Here is a 19,532-nt window from a genome sequence, read left to right as displayed (position 1 = left end):
TAATATTTATGATAAAGAAAGAATTCTGGGACAGGAAAAAGGTATTTATTACAGGACACACCGGATTTAAAGGGTCGTGGCTGTCACTCTGGCTAACGGCTATGGGGGCTAAGGTAACAGGTTACGCCCTTGATCCACCGACCGTACCGTCTTTATATGAATTATGCAAGATAGGAGAATCGGTTCACTCAATAAAGGGTGACATAAGAGATTATAAACACCTCTTAACCGCAATTCAGGAAAGCAAACCCGATATTGTAATCCATCTGGCGGCACAGTCTCTCGTCCTCCACTCTTATGAACACCCTGTAGAAACATTTTCAACAAATGTAATGGGTACGGTTAATCTTTTGGAGGCAGTAAGGAACACTAAAAACATAAGGGCAGTACTCAATGTAACCACCGACAAATGTTATGAGAATAAAGAGTGGACATGGGGATACAGGGAAAACGATACACTTGGCGGCCATGACCCGTATTCAGGCAGCAAGGTGTGTTCAGAAATGGTTACTGCATCGTATCGTCATTCATTTTTTAATTTGTCTGACTACAAAAAACATCGCGTCCTTATTGCAACTGCCCGGGCAGGTAACGTAATAGGCGGAGGTGACTGGGCTGAGAACAGGCTCATCCCTGATTGTATCAGGGCGATCTCGGATAATAAAAAGATTATCATCAGGAACCCGAATTTTACCAGGTCATGGCAGCATGTGCTTGAACCGCTTGCCGGTTATATGATGCTTTCGCAAAGGCTATACGAAGGTGACCCGGCATCAGCAGATGCATGGAACTTCGGTACAGATGATATAGAGACAAAAAATATTGAGTCAGTAGTAAAAATATTCTGCCTTATGTGGGGAAAAGGTGCTGCATATTCAGTCAAAAAATCAAAGCAATTGACTGAGGCGAAATATTTAAAACTTGATTCTTCAAAAGCAAGGATGATGTTGGGGTGGAGGACGCGATGGAACCTTGACAGGGCACTCCAAAGCATTGTTGAGTGGACAAAGGGGTACATTGGGGGCGTTGGCTCAAGGGCCTTGTGTTTGAATCAGATAAATGAATATATTAAGGATATGTAAACAGAAGTAAGAAGTTAGAAGTAAGAAGCAAGAAAGGCAGAAGTAAGAAGTACAACTGAAAATTCCCCCTTCGCTAATTAATAAGACGGGAGGGGATAGGGGGGCAGATGGAAACGAAAATTCCCTCCCCCTTGACGAGGGAGGGTTAGAGTGGGGGTGAGCAACGAGATTATTCAGATGAGCGAACAGGAGCTTAGAGAGGATATCCTGTTAAAGACCATTCAGTACTATCAAATGGTATACGGAAGGGAAAGTATATTTAATGCCGGAGATCAGATTAACTATGCAGGCAGGTACTTTGATGAAAAGGAGCTGATTAATCTTGTTGACTCTTCCCTTGATTTCTGGCTCACTGCCGGCCGGTATGCAGAAAAGTTTGAAAAAGAATTTGCCCGGTTTCTTGGGGTTAAATACTCGTTACTGGTAAATTCGGGATCATCGGCAAATTTACTCGCCTTTATGGCCCTTACTTCACCTAAGCTTGGTGAGAGGAGAATTAAAAGGGGCGATGAAGTTATTACTGTAGCAGCGGCGTTTCCAACTACAGTAGCACCTATTATTCAATATGGCGCAATACCGGTGTTTGTTGATGTGACAATTCCTGAATACAATATTGATTGCACTCAACTTGAGGATGCCCTGTCTGAGAAAACAAAGGCAATCATGATTGCACATACACTTGGAAACCCATTTAATCTGAATTATATAATGGATTTTTGTAACAGGCATAACCTGTGGCTTATTGAAGATAATTGTGATTCACTCGGATCCCGCTATTTTTATAATGGAGAGTGGAGATATACAGGAACTTTTGGGAATGTAGCTACATCGAGTTTTTATCCGCCGCACCATATTACTATGGGAGAAGGCGGGGCGGTTTATACCAATGACGGGCATATTAAAAGACTGCTCGCATCATTTCGTGACTGGGGGCGTGACTGTAGCTGCAATCCCGGCAGGGATAATAGATGCGGCAACCGTTTCGGACAGAGGCATGGGGATTTACCGCACGGTTATGACCATAAATATGTGTATTCACATTTTGGTTATAACCTGAAGGTCACGGATATGCAGGCAGCAGTAGGTTGTGCCCAGCTTGAGAAACTGCCGTTTTTTATTGAAGCAAGAAAGCTGAATTGGAAACTCCTGCATGATGGTCTGGCAGACCTCTCTGACAGATTTATTCTTCCTGAACCGGCGGAATGTTCAGACCCTTCATGGTTCGGTTTTATGCTTACAGTTAGAGAGGATGCAGGATTTACGAGGAATATGATTGTAAACCACCTTGAATCAAAAAATATACAGACTAGGATGCTATTTGCAGGGAATCTTCTGAAACATCCCTGTTTTGATGATATGAGGAAGAGCGGCGATGGTTATCGTATTGCAGGAAAACTTGATAATACTGACATGATCATGAGAAACACATTCCTTGTTGGAGTCTATCCAGGAATGACGGCAGAGATGATTGAATACGTTATAGATACTGTCAGGAAATTTGTAACCCCCCCTCCCCATAATCCCCTCCCGCAAGGGGAGGGGAGATCAGAAGAGCAACTGAATGGATAGGGCGTTGCGTATCTATCCCCTCCCCCTTGAGGGGGGAGGGTCAGGGTGGGGGTGAGCTATGGAGATATTGAAATGAAAAACATGAATTACTTTAACAATCTATTCATATTCGAAATGGCCAACAATCATAATGGTGATGTTGAACATGGTCTAAAAATTATAAGAAGAATGTATGATGTTTGCAAAAAATATAATTTCAAATTTGCCTTTAAATTTCAATATAGAGATATAGACACTTTTATTCATCCTGATTATAGAAACCGGACTGATGTCAAATATGTAAAACGCTTTCAGGAAACAAGACTATCTGAGACTCACCAGGCCCTTCTGAAGGAAGAGGTTATGAGGCTTGGATTTATTTCAATATGCACACCCTTTGATGAAATTGCCGTTGATTTAATAGAGAAGCACAATTTCGATATCATTAAGATTGCGAGCTGTTCATTCACGGACTGGCCTTTGTTGGAGAAGATAGCAAAAACAGATAAACCGATTATTGCCTCTACAGCCGGTGCCTCTATTGAAGATATTGATAAGGTTGTATCTTTCTTTGAACATAGAGATAAACAATTTTGCATAATGCATTGCGTAGGCGAGTACCCTACAGGCAGGAATAATTTGCAATTGAATCAGATTGACTTGCTGAAAAATAGATATGCAAATATTCAAATAGGTTATTCAACACATGAGTCCCCTGACAACTTGGATGCGATTAAGATTGCAATTGCAAAAGGGGCAAGGGTATTTGAGAGGCATGTAGGTTTAAAAACAGAGAAATATGCAATAAACGGTTATTCATCAACTCCGGAACAGATTTCTGCATGGCTTGATGTCGCACAGGAGGCTTATGAAATGTGTGGAGTTGCCGGAGAAAGACTTGAGGGTTCAGAAAAGGAGAGGACGGATTTAAGGGGACTGCAAAGGGGTGTATTTGCGAAACACGGGATTAAGAAAGGTGAAAGGATCGTTATCGAAAATTCCTTTTTAGCAATACCTAATATTGAAATGCAGATTACAGCAAACGATATGTCTAAATATACAGAATTTATCGCGAACAAAGATATTGAGATTAATCAGCCTGTTATGCGGACGGATGTTACTATAACTAATCTTCGCGGGAGGGTTTTGCAGATTGTTAATAAGATAAGTCACCTCCTCATGGAGAGTAAAGTCGTTCTCCCTGATAAACTCGAAATGGAAATATCTCACCATTATGGAATTGACATGTTTGATGAATGGGGTGCTGTTATTATAAATTGCATTAACCGTGAATATTGCAAGAAACTTATTATTCTCCTTCCGGGTCAGAAACACCCTATTCATCATCATAAAATGAAGGAAGAGACATTTCATGTATTGTATGGTGATTTAGCTGTAAACCTTGACGGGGAAGAAAGAAATTGTAAGGCCGGAGAAATGGTAATAGTGGAAAGGGAAATGAAACACAGCTTTAGCTCTGCACTTGGGGCAATATTTGAGGAAATATCAACAACACATTATAAAGACGACTCCTTTTATAATGATAGCAATGTACTTAACAATAAAAACAGAAAAACCTTTCTCACCTTCTGGTCAGATTGGCTATTAAAGCCAGTTTCATAAGAAAATGGATCTATGTTTCTTTCCCTCCCCCTTGAGGGGGGAGGGTCAGGGTGGGGGTGAGCTATGGAGATTTCTGAGTGATAACAATAGCCTGGGATGTGGATGATGTGCTTAATGATTTAATGAGGATGTGGTTTCAGGAGAAATGGGTTATGGGGCACAAAGACTGTAGATTAAGTTATAAAGAAATAACAAAGAATCCACCGCATAATTTATTGGGAGCAGACATTAATGAATATTTAAGGTCTTTGGATGAATATCGTCTTTCGGATTTTTATCAACAAATGCCGCCGGTAAAAGAGATAATGGAGTGGTTTGTGGAATACGGAGATAAATGCCGGCATATTGCACTAACAGCAGTGCCTTTGATTGCTGCATCAGCCTCTGCACAGTGGGTTTTTAAGAACTTTGGTATGTGGATCAGGACATTTCATTTTGTGCCATCGAACCGGGCCGGCGAATCATTACCGTCTTACGACAGTGATAAATCCGATTTCCTGAAATGGCAGTCAAAGGTTGATGTATTTATTGATGACAACCCGGATAATATAAAAGCGGCCAAAAGTATTGGGATAAACGGTATTCTTTGGCCGCGGCCATGGAATGATTCAAAACTGACGCCGGCAGAGGCGCTGTTAATTCTGAATAATTCAATTAATGAGGCGAACGAATGATTAAGCTGTCGGATTATGTAATAAATTTTGTTGCTGACCTCGGAGTTAAGAATATCTTTATGCTCCCCGGCGGCGGATGTATGCATCTTGTTGATTCAGTCGGAAGGCATAAAGATATTGAATTTATTGGAACCCTCCATGAACAGGCCGCTGTAATAGCGGCTGATGGATATGCCCAATATAAGAATGACATAGGTGTTGCCCTTGTTACCACAGGCCCAGGAGGCACAAATACGATAACAGGAGTCACTGCCTCATGGATTGATTCTACCCCTCTACTGGTTTTGTCCGGACAGGTTAAACGTAAAGACATGCTTCAAGGAAAGGGAATCAGGCAGATGGGGATACAAGAAGTAGATATTATCCCGCTCGTGAAACCCATTACAAAATATGCCGTTACAGTGCTTGAACCTGATAGTATTCGCTATCATCTTGAGAAGGCGATATACCTTGCTATGAATGGGCGGCCTGGGCCGGTTTGGATTGATATACCGCTTGATGTACAGGCAGCAATAATTGATGAGGAAACGCTCAGTCCGTTTGACCATTATAAGTTTATTCCATCCTCTTTGATGGGGGAGGATGCAAAGTTTATCCCCCCTCCCCAAATTGAAATGACGGGAGGGGGTGAGGGTGAGCTATGGAGATTTTCCAGCGAAACCCAACATGGACAAGACATTCTGATGGACAATTGTATTGAAGAGACAATAAGTCTATTGAATGAATCCGAACGCCCTGTAATTCTTGCAGGAAGAGGCATACGGCTGGGACATGCAGAGGAGGAATTTTTAAAGGTAATTGAGACCTTAAAAATCCCTGTACTGACAACTTGGAGAATAATGGATATCCTTTCCGAGGATAATGAACTTTACTTCGGCAGGCCTGGCTCTATTGCATCAAGAGGTGCCAATTTTGTTCAACAGAATGCAGACTTCATACTAACAATAGGTGCACGACTTGATTTACCCCAGGTGGGCCATAGTTATCCCAATTTCGCCCGTAATGCAAAAAAGATAATCGTTGATATTGACCCTGCTGAAATTAACAAAATAGATTCTAAGGTTGATGTGACTATAACAGCAGATTCAAAAAAGTTCTTATCTGAATTCTACAATAAAATAGCAATGGTCAGGCCCAAAGACCGCACAGTATGGTTGTCAAAATGCAGGGAATGGAAGGGGAAATATCCGGTCATACTTCCTGAGTACTTAGAACCTGCGAAATATGTAAATACTTATGCACTTATAGATGTGCTTTCAGAGATATCAGGCAGTGATGATGTTATTGTCCCAGGCAGTTCAGGGAGCTGTGCTGAGATAACATGCCAGGCTTTCAGAATAAAAAAGGGGCAGAGGCTTTTGAATTCACCAGGACTTGGTTCTATGGGCTTTGGACTTCCGCAAAGTATAGGTGCATGTGTTGCAAGCGGTAGAAGGACTATCTGTATTATTGGCGACGGCGGGCTTCAGCACAATATTCAGGAATTGGAGACCCTGAAGAGGCTGAATATCCCTGTAAAAATATTTGTCCTCAATAACAACGGTTATGCTGCCATAAGAAATACCCATAAGCGTTTCTTTGATGGACGTCTGGTATGCTGTGACCCTTCAAGCGGACTTACACTGCCGGATACATGCAGAATCGCCTCTGCTTATGGATTAAAGACTGTCAGAATATTGAACCAAAACAATCTTGTGCATGAAGTCTCCAAAATCCTCGACATGGATGGTCCTGTTGTATGTGATGTGATGATCGACACGGATATGCAAATGGCCCCAAGACTTTCATCATCGGCGAGACCGGATGGGGCGATGGTTTCTAAACCGCTTGAAGATTTGTGGCCTTTTTTAGATAGAGATGAATTTGCTGCAAATATGATTATTCCTCTTCTGAAAGAAGGATAGGGTGCACATTATAATCCCTGAACACGAGATGTATAGAAAATTCATCTAAACGATTATGAAATTAATAAACAAGTGTAGAGTTTGTGGGCATAAATTTTTCAAAGAACCATTGCTACGATATGAGAATATGCCGGGGGCTGCGCAATATTTGCCGGACGCAGAGTCTCTCGAAAGAGACAGAGGGATTGATCTGGAAGTCTGTCAGTGTTCCGGTTGTGGATTGGTGCAACTGAGCAATGCTCCAGTCCCTTATTATAAAGAGGTTATACGCGCTGCTGCTTTTTCAGAGGAAATGAAGGATTTCAGGAATAAGCAATTCAGCAGTTTCGTGCGAACTTTTTCTCTTAAAAATAAGAAAGTTATCGAGATCGGCTGCGGCCGGGGAGAATATCTGTCAGTTATTCAGCAATGCGGTGCAGATGCCTATGGATTGGAGCATTCAGAAGAATCAGTGATGCAATGTGTCCGGAATAGCCTGAAGGTATCAAAAGGATTTGTGCAAAACAATACTGATAGGTTAAACTATGCCCCATTTGATGCCTTTTATATATTGAATTTTCTTGAGCACTTGCCTGACCCAAATTCAACCCTCAGAGGAATATATAACAATTTGACATATGGCGCTGTAGGTCTTGTTGAGGTTCCGAATTTTGATATGATTTTGAGGAACAAACTTTTCTCTGAATTTATATCTGATCATCTGTTTTATTTCACCAGAGAAACATTAATTGCAACATTAAGGCTAAATGGATTTGAGATTATTGAGTGTAATGAAGTGTGGCACAATTACATAATTTCAGCGATTGTAAAGAAAAGGGAAAGGTTAGACATATCGCATTTTTACAAATGTCAGGTGCAACTTAAAAATAATATTGAAGAATATATCGGTGGTTTTAAGGATAAGCAGGTGGCGATATGGGGCGCCGGGCATCAGACGCTATCTGTTATTTCTCTGATAAATTTAGCCGGTAAAATAAAGTATGTTGTTGACTCTGCACTCTTTAAACAGGGTAAATATACTCCGGCTACCCATCTTCGCATCGTTCCTCCTGATACACTTGACTCCGATCCGGTAGATGCGGTTATTGTAATGGCGGCAAGTTACTCTGATGAAGTAGCGAGGACCATACGACAGAAGTTTGATAGAAATATAAATATTGCTATATTGAGAGATTTTGGATTGGAAGTGGTTTAACATGAAAAGTGCAGATGGGGTTGATAATAATGGATAAAATTTTATTTATAGTTCCGCCTAATATTAATTATGAGGATTTTGTCAATCCTCCTGCCAATGTAAAAATAGTAATAAAAGAATCAGGAAGCTATGGAGCAGTCATTACAGATATTTATCTAGGTGTACTATCTTTGAGCTCGTATGTGAAAAAGCATACTGCAGCAGAAACCAAGCTTTTGGATTTTAACATTGTTTTAAATAAATTGGAAAGTTTTAAATTTAGTTCTTTTGCAGAGTTTTTCTATAGCTCTATTTCAAATCCAATTTGGATGGAGTATGCTCCCAGCATAATAGGCATATCCGCATTATTTGCGCCATCCTACCAAAATATGCTGGATATTGCACAGTGCTGCCGTGATATATTTCCCGGCGCTGTTATAATTGCAGGTGGCGGTGTGCCAACAAATATGTATAGAGAAATATTTAGAAACAGCGCATGCTTTGACGCACTTTGCTATGGTGAGGGCGAAAAGTCTCTGTTAGGTCTTGTGGAAGCCGATGATAAATTGAGGTACCTTGAAGAAAATCCTTCGTGGATTACGCGGGGAAAGATTGAAAACGGACAGACATTTCAATATGATTTTATTGAAAACCTTGATGAAATACCTTTTTATGATTATGGTATTTTAGATCCGGATGAATATAGATTAAATCCAACAATATCAGCTTACCTTTCTATAAACGGAAAAAAGAAAAATATGCCCGTGATGACCTCAAGGGGGTGTACTTTCCGTTGTTGTTTTTGCTCATCACACACGGTCCACGGAAGAATGATGCGCTATTACAGCATCAACAGAGTCAGAGAAGATTTTATACGCCTAAGAGACCAATATGGGGCAAAAACAATTATTTTTCAGGACGATCACTTCATGGCGGATAAAAAAAGAGCCATGGGACTCATTGATATATTGCATGAATTTCAATTAACTGCTTTTTTCCCTAATTCATTGGCTCTATATGCTCTTGATAGAAAGATGCTTGAGGCCTTAAAAAGTGTAGAGGTTAATCAGCTTGTTTTGTCTATAGAATCGGGAAGCAATAGAGTTTTAAAGGAAGTAATGCATAAACCCCTTAACCTTTCAATAGTAAAGCGCGTAGCTGACGATTGCCGTGAACTTGGAATATATACGGATGTGAATATATTAATAGGGCTTCCGGGTGAAACGAAGCAGGATATTGAGGATACAAGGTCATTTTTAAAAACCATTAATGCAAACTGGTTTAGAATAAATGTTGCAACCCCTCTTGTAGGAAGTGAAATGTTTGATATATCTCTTAATAATAATTATCTTAAAGGTAATTATACTGATTGCGATTACAAAAAAGCCATTGTCGAAACTGAGGATTTTACCGCTGAATATATACAGGAAATGGCCTATATCTTAAATCTGGAGCTTAATCTTGTAGAAAACAGCGATTTCCGTTTGGGCAATTACAAAATGGCGTTGGATGGATTTGAGAATGCAATAAGAGCCAAAAATGACCATGCCATTGCATATTACTATGCAGCGAAATGCTACGAAAAACTCGGTGATTCGGGAAAAGCACAACAATACATGAATACTGCAAAGATGATTGCAACAGAAAAGCCTTTTTGGCGCAACTATGTGGATATGTTTAATGTCCCCATATAGCTGATTATAAACTCTTAGTTATGGTTCTTAGATATTAAATCAATTTAATAAGGAGATAAATATTATGTCAACTCAACAAGAACAAGTAAAAGCTCATGAAACAGATAAAAGGAACCTGCTAAAAAAAGAAAAACCTTATGTCTATGATAAAATCATGAAATATGATGATAAAATTAAAAATGGAGAGAGCATAGCGATACTTCAATTCCAATATGATTATACGTGCAATTTTACTTGTGAACATTGTTCAATAGATAAATTCCAGCACAAAACCAAGAAAGAACGTGAAGCTGACACGCGGAGATTTTTTACACCTAAAGATGTAAAAGAACTTTCACGACAAGCTGACGAAATGGGACTTGCGCATATTGTAATCACAGGCGGCGAACCATTAATATTCCCGGATTTTGATGATATAGTTGAGGCAATCAACCCAAATAAATTCTACATAACTTCTGATACTAATGGATGGCTATTGGATGAAAAAAGAGCGAAACATATGAAAAAGATAGGCATTGATAAAATTCAGTTGAGCCTTGATAACTTTTCACCAACGGAACATGATAAATTCAGACATAAAGACAATTCGTATGAAAGAATCATGAGGGCTGTTGATGCAGCATTGGACGTAGGATTAAATCTGATTTTTCAAACGGTGCTCACAAAGCACAGGGCCAGATCACAGGAGTTTCTTGATTTATTGGAGTTTTCGCAAGCAAGGGGAATAGGTGTTTATGTCACATATGCTAAGCCCGTTGGGGCATGGGAAGGTAATTTTGATGTCCTTATCACTCAAGATGATGCAGATTATGTGAGAGAACTCGAGAAAAAATATCCTGTGTTTACACATATGACTCCGTCGTATGGTCTTGATTTAGGCTGCATAGCAGTCAAAAGAATGGTTTCAATTACTAAGTATGGTGATGTGATGCCATGCCCTTACATCCATATTTCGCTTGGGAATTTTTTTAAGGAGCCATTAAAAGATATTATCGAAAGGGGTTTAAGTGTTAAGTGGTTCGGGAAATATACTCCTAAGTGTCTTATTGGTGAAAACAATGAATTTATTGATATTGTGGCAAAAAATGTTTATGGCAAACCGCTCCCGGTACCTTATTCCGAAGTATTTACAAGCGAGGATTTAATTGATCCGAATCAACGTCAGCTTTTCCGTCCTTGAGCCATGAATTACGTAGAAAAAGATATTATGTGGGGAGGATAACCCGATGGATCATCTTGCGTTAGAAGGCCATTTGTATGCATAGCAATCTTCGAGATAACCCTCTTACAGGGGATTTGGATTATATTCTGACACATACCGGAGGTCTTTGGGAAGACCTCCGGGGGAAACGCCTGTTTATTACCGGCGGCACCGGTTTTTTCGGCTGCTGGCTTTTGGAGAGTTTTGCCTGGGCGAATGATAACCTCGATCTTAATGCATCAGCCATTGTTCTTACGAGGAATTACGATACGTTCCAAAAGAATGCACCACACCTTGCTGCCAATCCGGCAATCAAATTTCATATTGGAGATGTCAGGGATTTCAGTTTCCCTGAAGGGGAATTCTCACACATCATTCACGCCGCCGCCACATCAGCCATTGCCACGTTCAACAACGAAGACCCACTGGTGAAGTTCGATACCATTGTCGAGGGAACAAGGCATACCCTTGATTTTGCTGTTCAGTGTCATGCAAGAAAGTTTCTTTATACAAGTTCCGGGGTTGTCTATGGTAAACAACCATCCGGCATGACCCATATTTCAGAAGATTATTGCGGCGCTCCAGATCCTGCTGATCCAAACTCCGCTTGGGGAGAAGGCAAACGTGCAGCAGAATTTCTATGTGCGTATTATTCAAGCAGGTATGGCATCGAAACTAAGATCGCCCGATGTTTTTCCTTTGTCGGCCCCCACTTGCCCTTAGATATCCATTACGCAATTGGGAATTTCATACGGGATGCATTGAATGGCGGCCCTATCCTGGTCAACGGGGATGGGACGCCTTATCGCTCCTACCTCTACGCTGCTGATTTGGCCGTCTGGTTATGGACGATCCTTTTTAATGGCGAGTCATGCAGGGCATATAACGTCGGCTCGGAAGATGATATAACTATTGCGGATGTAGCTGATACGGTGGCAAAGAGTTTTCAGAAGCCTATTGAGGTGAGAATAGCCAAATTACCTGACGCAGACAGGCCAGCCGAACGATATGTACCGTTGACAAAGCTGGCACAAATAAATTTAGGAATTAGACAGGTCGTTGATCTTAGGACAGCCATTGAACGAACAATTGCACACCATTTGTCACTTTGCAAAATAAACAGTTTACAACAATAGAAAACACTATGAGAGGTTTGCCGATGAAAATATTGTTTTATTGTGGAATTCACAATTTAGTCAACTTCAGCCGCATCAGACCATATTTCGATATGTGTTATGGCTTTGATGCCAATCCGGATAAAGTGGTAAATGCCGGCAACATGTATAAAAATGATCCCAATGTAAAATTTATTTACGGGGCTTTGACAGAAAAGAGCGGGGAGGACGTAGAGTTTACAATTACGACAAATTGGGACCCTGCTTCTTCTCTCGGCATGCCTAACCCTGAGTTTGGGCACATGATAAGCGGCTTGCTTACTTCACAAAAGAAGATAAAAGTACCTGCAATAAATCTTCATGATTTTTGTATAACCAATAACATTCAGGAAATAGACACGCTGATTACAGATTTGCAGGGGATGGACCTTACTGTCCTGAAATCCCTCAAAGATATGATCCAAAAAGGGCAGATTCGTGAAATCCAGTGCGAAGTTGAACCTGACAATACACCGCCAAGATACCTTGGAATACCGGAAAGTAAATTCAGTGATTTTACAGAACTCTTATCTGAAAATTATGATGTGTTGTGGATTGACCCTGTATCTCCACAGCAGGCTGAAGCAGCATGGGAAATGGATGTCCGGTGGAGGGTCAAAGGAGAAAAATCATCCGACCATATTGAATTCATTATGGAACGTGAACTGTTAGTCCCCAAGGTATTACCGAACTCATTCCTAAAATCGTATAGTCAATACGGTGAAGATGTGGTCATAGATGCCCTGCTATCGCACAAAAAAACAGGCGTCTATATAGACATTGGGGCAAATGACCCGGATGTAATCAGTAACACCAAGCTGTTTTATAATAGAGGATGGTGCGGTATCAATATAGAACCCGAACCTAATCTTCACGCCAAACTCTGTGAAAAGAGAGTCCGGGATATCAATCTTAAAGTCGGTGTCGGACCGGAAGCCGGGACCATGACATTTTATCGCATGTCGGCAGATACCCTCTCTTCCTTCAACAAACAGGCTGCCATTCAGGCCGGAAAAATCTATGGTGCTGCGTTAGTCTCTGAAGAGCCGGCTCCTGTTGTAAAACTTGTTGATATTTTAGAGTCACACCTTAAAGGGCAGAAGATAGATTTTCTGTCTGTTGATGCGGAGGGCTACGACCTTGCTGTTTTGAAAAGCAATGATTGGAACCGTTATCGGCCATCCCTTATAATCATTGAGATTAATGTCGGTGGTAATGAAATTGTACAATTTCTGGAACAGCATGATTATCTTTTGGTATTTGATAATCGCACTAACGGTATATTTGTCAGCAAAGAATTCTGTACAACCATAGATCATTCTATACCTATACGTGGAGAGCTTGCAAAACTTGAACAGGAGTTTAATTTGAGGACTGTAATCCCTCATCCCGGCAGCCGGCACAGGTTCACAATAAATATTGTATATGGGCATTTACGCCCGAATTATGTTACTGAAGTTCATAGAGGCAATGTATCTATTCTCTGGTCTCAACTTCCTATAGAAGGATGTGACCATTATGCATATCACAATTCGTTCAGTTACCGGGGCAAGCGGCCTGGTTTAAATATCCTTGTCATGCTCGAACCTGCTGTTGTGTTACCCGGTGAATTTGATGAGCGTGTCTGGAAGCATTTTGACTATGTTTTCACGCTATTCGATGCGCTTATCGGACAGGACAATAGATTCAAGAAGATACTATTTCCGCGTGCTGATGGATCAACAAAGGAACCGGTCACTGAAATGCCGCGTCAGCGCGAATTGCTTTACCCTTTAATGGGCCGTAAGAATGCGATCTGTATGATCAGCGGCAATAAACATTCTCATGTACCAGGTGAGCTTTACTCAAAACGCATTGAGGTTGCAGAGTGGTTTTCTAAAAACTCGGCAATCCCCTTTGATGTATACGGCAGAACAGCTTTCCAAATGACCAATTACTGCGGTGCAATCCCGGATGGTCAAAAAATATCTGTACTGAAACAATACCGCTACAGCCTATGTTTTGAGAACACTAACCATCAGACGCTGTCTGCCGGTTACATTACAGAAAAGATTCTCGATTGTTTTGAAGCGAGGACAGTGCCTATATACTTAGGTGCCTCTAATATCGGGGATTATATTTCAGAAGAATGCTTCATTGATTTTCGTAGATTTGCCGGCCTTGGAGAACTCGACAACTATCTTAGAAATATGTCCCAGAAAGAATATGAAGGATATGTCTCAGCGATTGACGCGTGGATAATTAACGGAAACTTGCGTAAGTACTCCTCTTATGCGCTTTATGATTCTCTGGTGGAAGTGTGTGCCGGAGCATCATCAAAATCATTAGACACACTATTTGACGGGGACAGAACATGGACAGAAGGTAAAGCCGTACCGCCAACGGTAAGGGCCTGGCAGTTTATAAGTAATCCTGTGATGTGGTCATGGAAGCATTTATCGAGTGCCTCGCCTCCTGAACTGTATAATAATAAAATCATTAGAGAGCAGTTGATCTCGCGAATACAGGGGCTTATGGTACCTGCTGTGCGGGATCACAAGTTTTCCCTTATCAGAAAGAAACCGGCGATAAAGGTATTGGTTGCCGGAGCCAAATATAATTCCGGCAATGCACAAAGAGGATATGATTATAATTGGTGGAACATGTACGATGCACTTAATCGCTTTGAGGACGTACAGGTGCAATTTTATGATTTCGTCACCGAGGCGCAGCAGCGAGGGGTTGCCGGCATGTCGGACAGGCTCATGGAAATTGTTCGTAAAGAACAGTTTGATCTGTTCTTATACAGCCCGTTTAACATTCATGCGGACATTCTGCCTGAAGCATTGCGCTCAATTACTGATCATACAGATACACAAACAATCATCTGGATGAACGATGACCGTCATAGTTTTGATTATAACGCGCAGCATTGGGCACCCTGCGTTGACCACATTATAACCACCTCGCATGAAGACATAGGCAAATACCAACAAGCCGGTTTCGGTCATAAAGTTATTAAAAGCCAGTGGGCATTCAACCCATTTACTTATCAACAAATGCCAGGCGTCAGGACGCGAGATATGAGCTTTGTTGGTTCGGCTAAGGATAATCGTTCAGACATAATAGAGAAGATACGCCAAAACCGTTTCGCTATTGATGTTTTCGGTTTCGGTTGGCCCGGGTCAATGGACATACCGTATCAAGATATGGTGAGGATTTATAATCAAACAAAGATAAATCTAAATATTGGTGATTCTATTGGCAGCGATGACCATAAGATTAGTAAAAGGATTTTTGAGATACCGGGGTGCAGGGGATTCCTGCTTACAACACCTGCTGACCATTTGGAAGAGTACTATGAGCCTGACAGGGAAGTTGTGCTTGCATCCTCTCCGGAAGAATTGATTGACAAATCCATGTATTATCTTTCCCATGTTCACGAACGTGAGGTGATTGCACAGCGTGGATACGAGCGGACGATTGCCGAACATACTTGGACGCACCGGCTTTTGGGAATATTTAACCATGTCGGATTCCCTGCTAATGCCAAGACTCTGCCGCACGTCAGCCCATCTCCTTTTCTTCAATCAATTCCGCCTGCTCCTGTGAATAGCCTTTCCTCTTCTATTGATACCTTGCAATCGAATAACCTGGGAGATAACGAAAGCATTATGACAAGTATTATCGTTTTAGCATATAATCAGATTCAATACACCAGGCTGTGCGTAGAGAGTATTTTACATTATACTACAGGCCATTACGAATTACTGCTCGTTGATAACGGCTCAACAGACGGTACTTATGAATATTTTGAATCTGTCAAGACATTCCATCCCAATACCCGCATTATTAGAAATTATCAGAACCGCAATGTTGAATATCTCGGCAACTATGTAGCTTCACTTACACTAGGAAAATACATTGTCGCTGTCACCAATGACACGATTGTGCACGAGGGATGGCTGCATAATTTCATCGGACAAATCGAATCTGCGCCTGACATAGCAATGGTTGGGCCACGCTCAAACAATATAAGCGGCCCACAGGCTGCTCAAGCAGAGTATGACACCTTAGAAGCTTACCAGACATTTGCAGCCGAGTGGGGAAAGAACCACAAAGGATCGAATTTCGAAACTCAGAGAGTAGTTGGTATGCTTTATATTATAAAAAAGGAGATATTAGAAAGGATTGGAGGGTGGGACCCTGATCTTCCTACCAATGGCAGAGACGGCGGATATGGCTTTAGTGATGACGATTTAACCTTGCGGCTTCTTTTAGCAGGATATAGGTTGATCGTTGCTAATGACGTTTTTATCCACCACTTCGGCAGCGTTACCACAAGCAGATACCGGGCGGATATGTTCGGGCCGTCTCAAAATATCAACAAGGAAAAATATTTTATAAAACTTAATAAAAATGAACGAATAGAAGTAGGGCAACAGGGTAAACTTACATTAATGCCTTATGAACCGGACGATCTCATCCCGGTGGCGGAAAACACTGTCATTAGGTTCCCACGTATAGCTATTGTAGAAAGAGGCGGCGGCACATCTATACCTGCGGATCACCTGAGAAGCTACACTTCCATTGCAGAGTTCTACAGAGGGGAGATCATTTCCCCTGGCGGAGATCCGATACAACCCTGGCTGATAGAAACGATGACGAAGGGACAATACGATTTCATTGTCCTTATTGATAAAAAACTGAATCCGTCACAGGAAAAAGTTCGCGCAATAATTGACATTGCATTAGGATACCCGGATGCTGCAATAACTGTCCCCACCGGCAACTACGCCCCTCTTACACATGCACACCGAACAGGAAACGGAAAAAGTGTAGAGATTATTCAGTATGCAGATATGTCTATTTCTGTAATCAACGGAAAACTGATTCGCCCCTGTATACAGGGGCTTGCCATTAGCAACAATGACGAGGAGATGTTCTGGTTCTTGCAGCGTCGTGTTCGCGGGGAAGGTTTTTTTATCATAAAAGCAGGCGGCATAGTAGTTGATGCAGACATACCATGCAATCACCATTCGTACGATACACACACATTACCGGAACAATTAGTTCAGGATAAGAAATTAACAGAAGCGATCTCCATATACAAAGACGATTTAAGCAAAGATCCGACATTTGCTGAATCCCTCTATAAACTTGCCTGTATTGCAAAGGAACTACATAATATCTCTGAAGCACTTCAATATGCTGTGGACTCTCTCGAAATTGACCCCCATTACATTCAGACATATATATTCCTTTCCCGGTATTTCCTTGAACAGGGGGATATGAAGGACGCAGAGGATGTGATACGGCTCGCTAATTTGAAACAGCCCGGCAATCCCGAGGTACAACAGGTTGTAGCAGAGTTTGAACAGAGGAAAAATAATTCGTACTAAAAATAATATTCCCTCCCACTTGACGGAGAGGTTATATCAATTATTCCCTCCCCCTTGACGGGGGAGGGTTAGGGTGGGGGTGGTCAATAAATGACAACAATCGGAATGGTTTTGAAAATGCAAAGTATTGATCCTGCTTTATCCGAATATCTCAAAAATATTCCCCAGGATAAGATATTTAATTTCAGAACAATCAGAGAACATATTGAGAGCGGTTCAGGCAGATTTACTGAGGCTGAAGAAATATTCCTGTTACTTGAAGGCGTAATCAAGAGATATAAAGGAGAGCCGGGATGGTAAAGATACTTTTGATTCAACTCGACAGATTTGGGGATAACCTGTTCATAGTCCCATTGATAAAGGGTATTAAGCAAATTCATCCGGATTCTCACGTCACAGTATTAGCACGTGAAGAAGTTAAGGATATATTAATGGGTTATAAAGAGGTTGATTCAGTTATGATTGCAGACTGGCTTAATCTTCCCGGCGGAATGAGCGGATTGGATGAGACTGAAATTATATTATACGGTTACAGGTATCTGAAAAATGTTATAGAGGGTCTGAGGGATATTAGATTTGATCGCATTATTAATCTTAATTTTAATAAGATAACAACACTTATAACGTCACTATTGAAAGTACCTGACACGGTCGGGTTTACAACAGGAAGCAATGGCGAACGGATAGTTAACGGGTCATGGGCAAATTACATGGGGTGTGTGGTTCAAACCAGAGAGTACAACCCTTTCCATATTATTGATGTTTTCAGAAATTACGAATATGGATCCCCTGTTGAAGACATGAGCGGGTTCCAGACAGGTGATTCAGCAGACGAGTTTGCTATGAAGCTATTCCATGAAGAAGGGTTGAGTGACGGGACACCGGTTATAGCCTTACAGCCGGGTGCAAGTATCAGGAGGCGTATCTGGCCCAAAGAGAGATTCTCAGAACTTGCCGGATTGCTCATAAATTCTGGAATAAAGGTTATTGTCCTTGGAACAAACCCTGAAAGGGATATTACTCAGACTATTAAAAATGATAATCCCGGCGTTGTTGACCTGACAGGAAAGACAACATTTTCACAGCTTGCCGCCATATTAAAACGTTGTAAATTACTTGTCAGCAATGACACAGGAACTGTACATTTATCAAGCGCAGCCGGCACAAGGGTTATAGGCTTATATATATGTCATGCATATCCCATTGAAACCGGGCCGTACGGCAGAGGGCATATAACAATATCACCTGTTATTGATTGTTATCCATGTATGTGGAAGGATGAATGTTCAATTGATTATAAATGCCGGCATAACATTTCTTCAGGGGATGTGTTTTCTGTTATTAACCATGCGTTGAATCCGGATAATTCAATAAATTGTAATAACAAAAACATTGAAGTAAATATCTCAATGTTTGATGATGACGGGTTCATATCGTATGTCCCGCTTGTTAAAAGGCCGCTTACATTCAATGATATTTTAATGCTTGCCTATAAGAGGCTATGGAAGGATGTGCTGGGCAACAGAAAAGTTGGAAGTGTTCCTGTATCTGAGATCCAATGGCTGAAAGAGACCTTTGATATAACAGATAAGGATATAACAGGTTTACCGGATACTTTTGATAAAAAATCTGATGATTTAATATCAGCGCTCAGGGTCTTAGAGTGTTTTGCAGAACGTGGATTAATAAAAGCTGAAGAAACCCTTTCCAATATATTTTCTAATGAAGAAAGTTATATAAACACCATTCAGGAAAAGATGGAAGATATTGAGATTATTGATTTATTAATTTATGAGAAAGGCTCAGGTACAGAACATATAAGACCTTTGACTACGTTTTACCGTATGCAGAAGGCAAGTATTCATGAAGAAAACCCAATACAGATAATAAGAGAAACAATGGAGATATACAGGCTGTTAAAATTATTATCATCCGGAATGATAATAATTTTGAATGAGATTACAAGTGCTGTATTTCAGAGAATCGGTTTAGTCAATGTATAAGATAAAAAATGAAGGGTATAGGGATACTAAAGTTCATTCCCTCCCCTTCAAGGGGAGGGTTAGGGATGGGATGGGATTATTGGATGAACCGTCA

12 protein-coding genes are annotated in these 19,532 nt (G+C 41.0%); all 12 read left to right on the top strand.

Annotated features, from left to right (window positions below):
* Positions 1-8 precede the first annotated feature (8 nt).
* The 12 genes from rfbG (at position 9) to HZA08_00455 (ending at position 19,438) form a co-directional block, all read left to right on the top strand.
* Positions 9-1,082 (top strand): CDP-glucose 4,6-dehydratase, encoded by a 1,074-nt coding sequence (gene rfbG / locus HZA08_00510; protein ID MBI5191907.1) that lies wholly within the window; start codon positions 9-11, stop codon positions 1,080-1,082.
* A gap of 177 nt (positions 1,083-1,259) precedes the next feature.
* Positions 1,260-2,651: a lipopolysaccharide biosynthesis protein RfbH gene (gene rfbH, locus HZA08_00505; protein ID MBI5191906.1), complete on the top strand. Its 1,392-nt coding sequence runs from the start codon at positions 1,260-1,262 to the stop codon at positions 2,649-2,651.
* An 81-nt stretch (positions 2,652-2,732) separates the two neighbouring features.
* Entirely contained in the window at positions 2,733-4,253 is a 1,521-nt protein-coding gene (locus HZA08_00500) for an N-acetylneuraminate synthase family protein (protein MBI5191905.1), read from the top strand.
* A 77-nt stretch (positions 4,254-4,330) separates the two neighbouring features.
* Positions 4,331-4,927, top strand: a complete 597-nt coding sequence (locus HZA08_00495) for a hypothetical protein (protein ID MBI5191904.1) — start codon at positions 4,331-4,333, stop codon at positions 4,925-4,927.
* A complete protein-coding gene (locus HZA08_00490) occupies positions 4,924-6,831 on the top strand; it encodes a thiamine pyrophosphate-binding protein (GenBank protein MBI5191903.1) in 1,908 nt (635 codons plus the stop codon). The genes HZA08_00495 and HZA08_00490 overlap by 4 nt, the downstream gene beginning before the upstream one ends.
* A gap of 55 nt (positions 6,832-6,886) precedes the next feature.
* Positions 6,887-8,026 (top strand): methyltransferase domain-containing protein, encoded by a 1,140-nt coding sequence (locus HZA08_00485; protein ID MBI5191902.1) that lies wholly within the window; start codon positions 6,887-6,889, stop codon positions 8,024-8,026.
* Between the two features lie 14 nt (positions 8,027-8,040).
* The gene (locus HZA08_00480) at positions 8,041-9,699 is read left to right on the top strand and encodes a B12-binding domain-containing radical SAM protein (GenBank protein MBI5191901.1); all 1,659 of its coding nucleotides are present in this window, start codon (positions 8,041-8,043) and stop codon (positions 9,697-9,699) included.
* A 64-nt stretch (positions 9,700-9,763) separates the two neighbouring features.
* A complete protein-coding gene (locus HZA08_00475) occupies positions 9,764-10,879 on the top strand; it encodes a radical SAM protein (protein ID MBI5191900.1) in 1,116 nt (371 codons plus the stop codon).
* Positions 10,880-10,956: 77 nt separating this feature from the next.
* Positions 10,957-12,036: an NAD-dependent epimerase/dehydratase family protein gene (locus tag HZA08_00470; GenBank protein ID MBI5191899.1), complete on the top strand. Its 1,080-nt coding sequence runs from the start codon at positions 10,957-10,959 to the stop codon at positions 12,034-12,036.
* Between the two features lie 23 nt (positions 12,037-12,059).
* A complete protein-coding gene (locus tag HZA08_00465) occupies positions 12,060-17,435 on the top strand; it encodes an FkbM family methyltransferase (protein ID MBI5191898.1) in 5,376 nt (1,791 codons plus the stop codon).
* Between the two features lie 90 nt (positions 17,436-17,525).
* Positions 17,526-17,735 carry a hypothetical protein gene (locus tag HZA08_00460; GenBank protein MBI5191897.1) on the top strand — a complete coding sequence of 70 codons (210 nt, stop codon included), beginning with the start codon at positions 17,526-17,528 and terminating at the stop codon, positions 17,733-17,735.
* Positions 17,729-19,438, top strand: a complete 1,710-nt coding sequence (locus tag HZA08_00455) for a glycosyltransferase family 9 protein (protein MBI5191896.1) — start codon at positions 17,729-17,731, stop codon at positions 19,436-19,438. Before HZA08_00460 ends, HZA08_00455 begins: the two co-directional genes overlap by 7 nt.
* Positions 19,439-19,532 lie beyond the last annotated feature (94 nt).

This window comes from Nitrospirota bacterium (assembly GCA_016212215.1).
Taxonomy (GTDB): domain Bacteria; phylum Nitrospirota; class 9FT-COMBO-42-15; order HDB-SIOI813; family HDB-SIOI813; genus JACRGV01.
The sequence above is the reverse complement of the archived record's forward strand: the minus strand, read 5'-3'. Positions and strand labels throughout refer to the sequence as shown.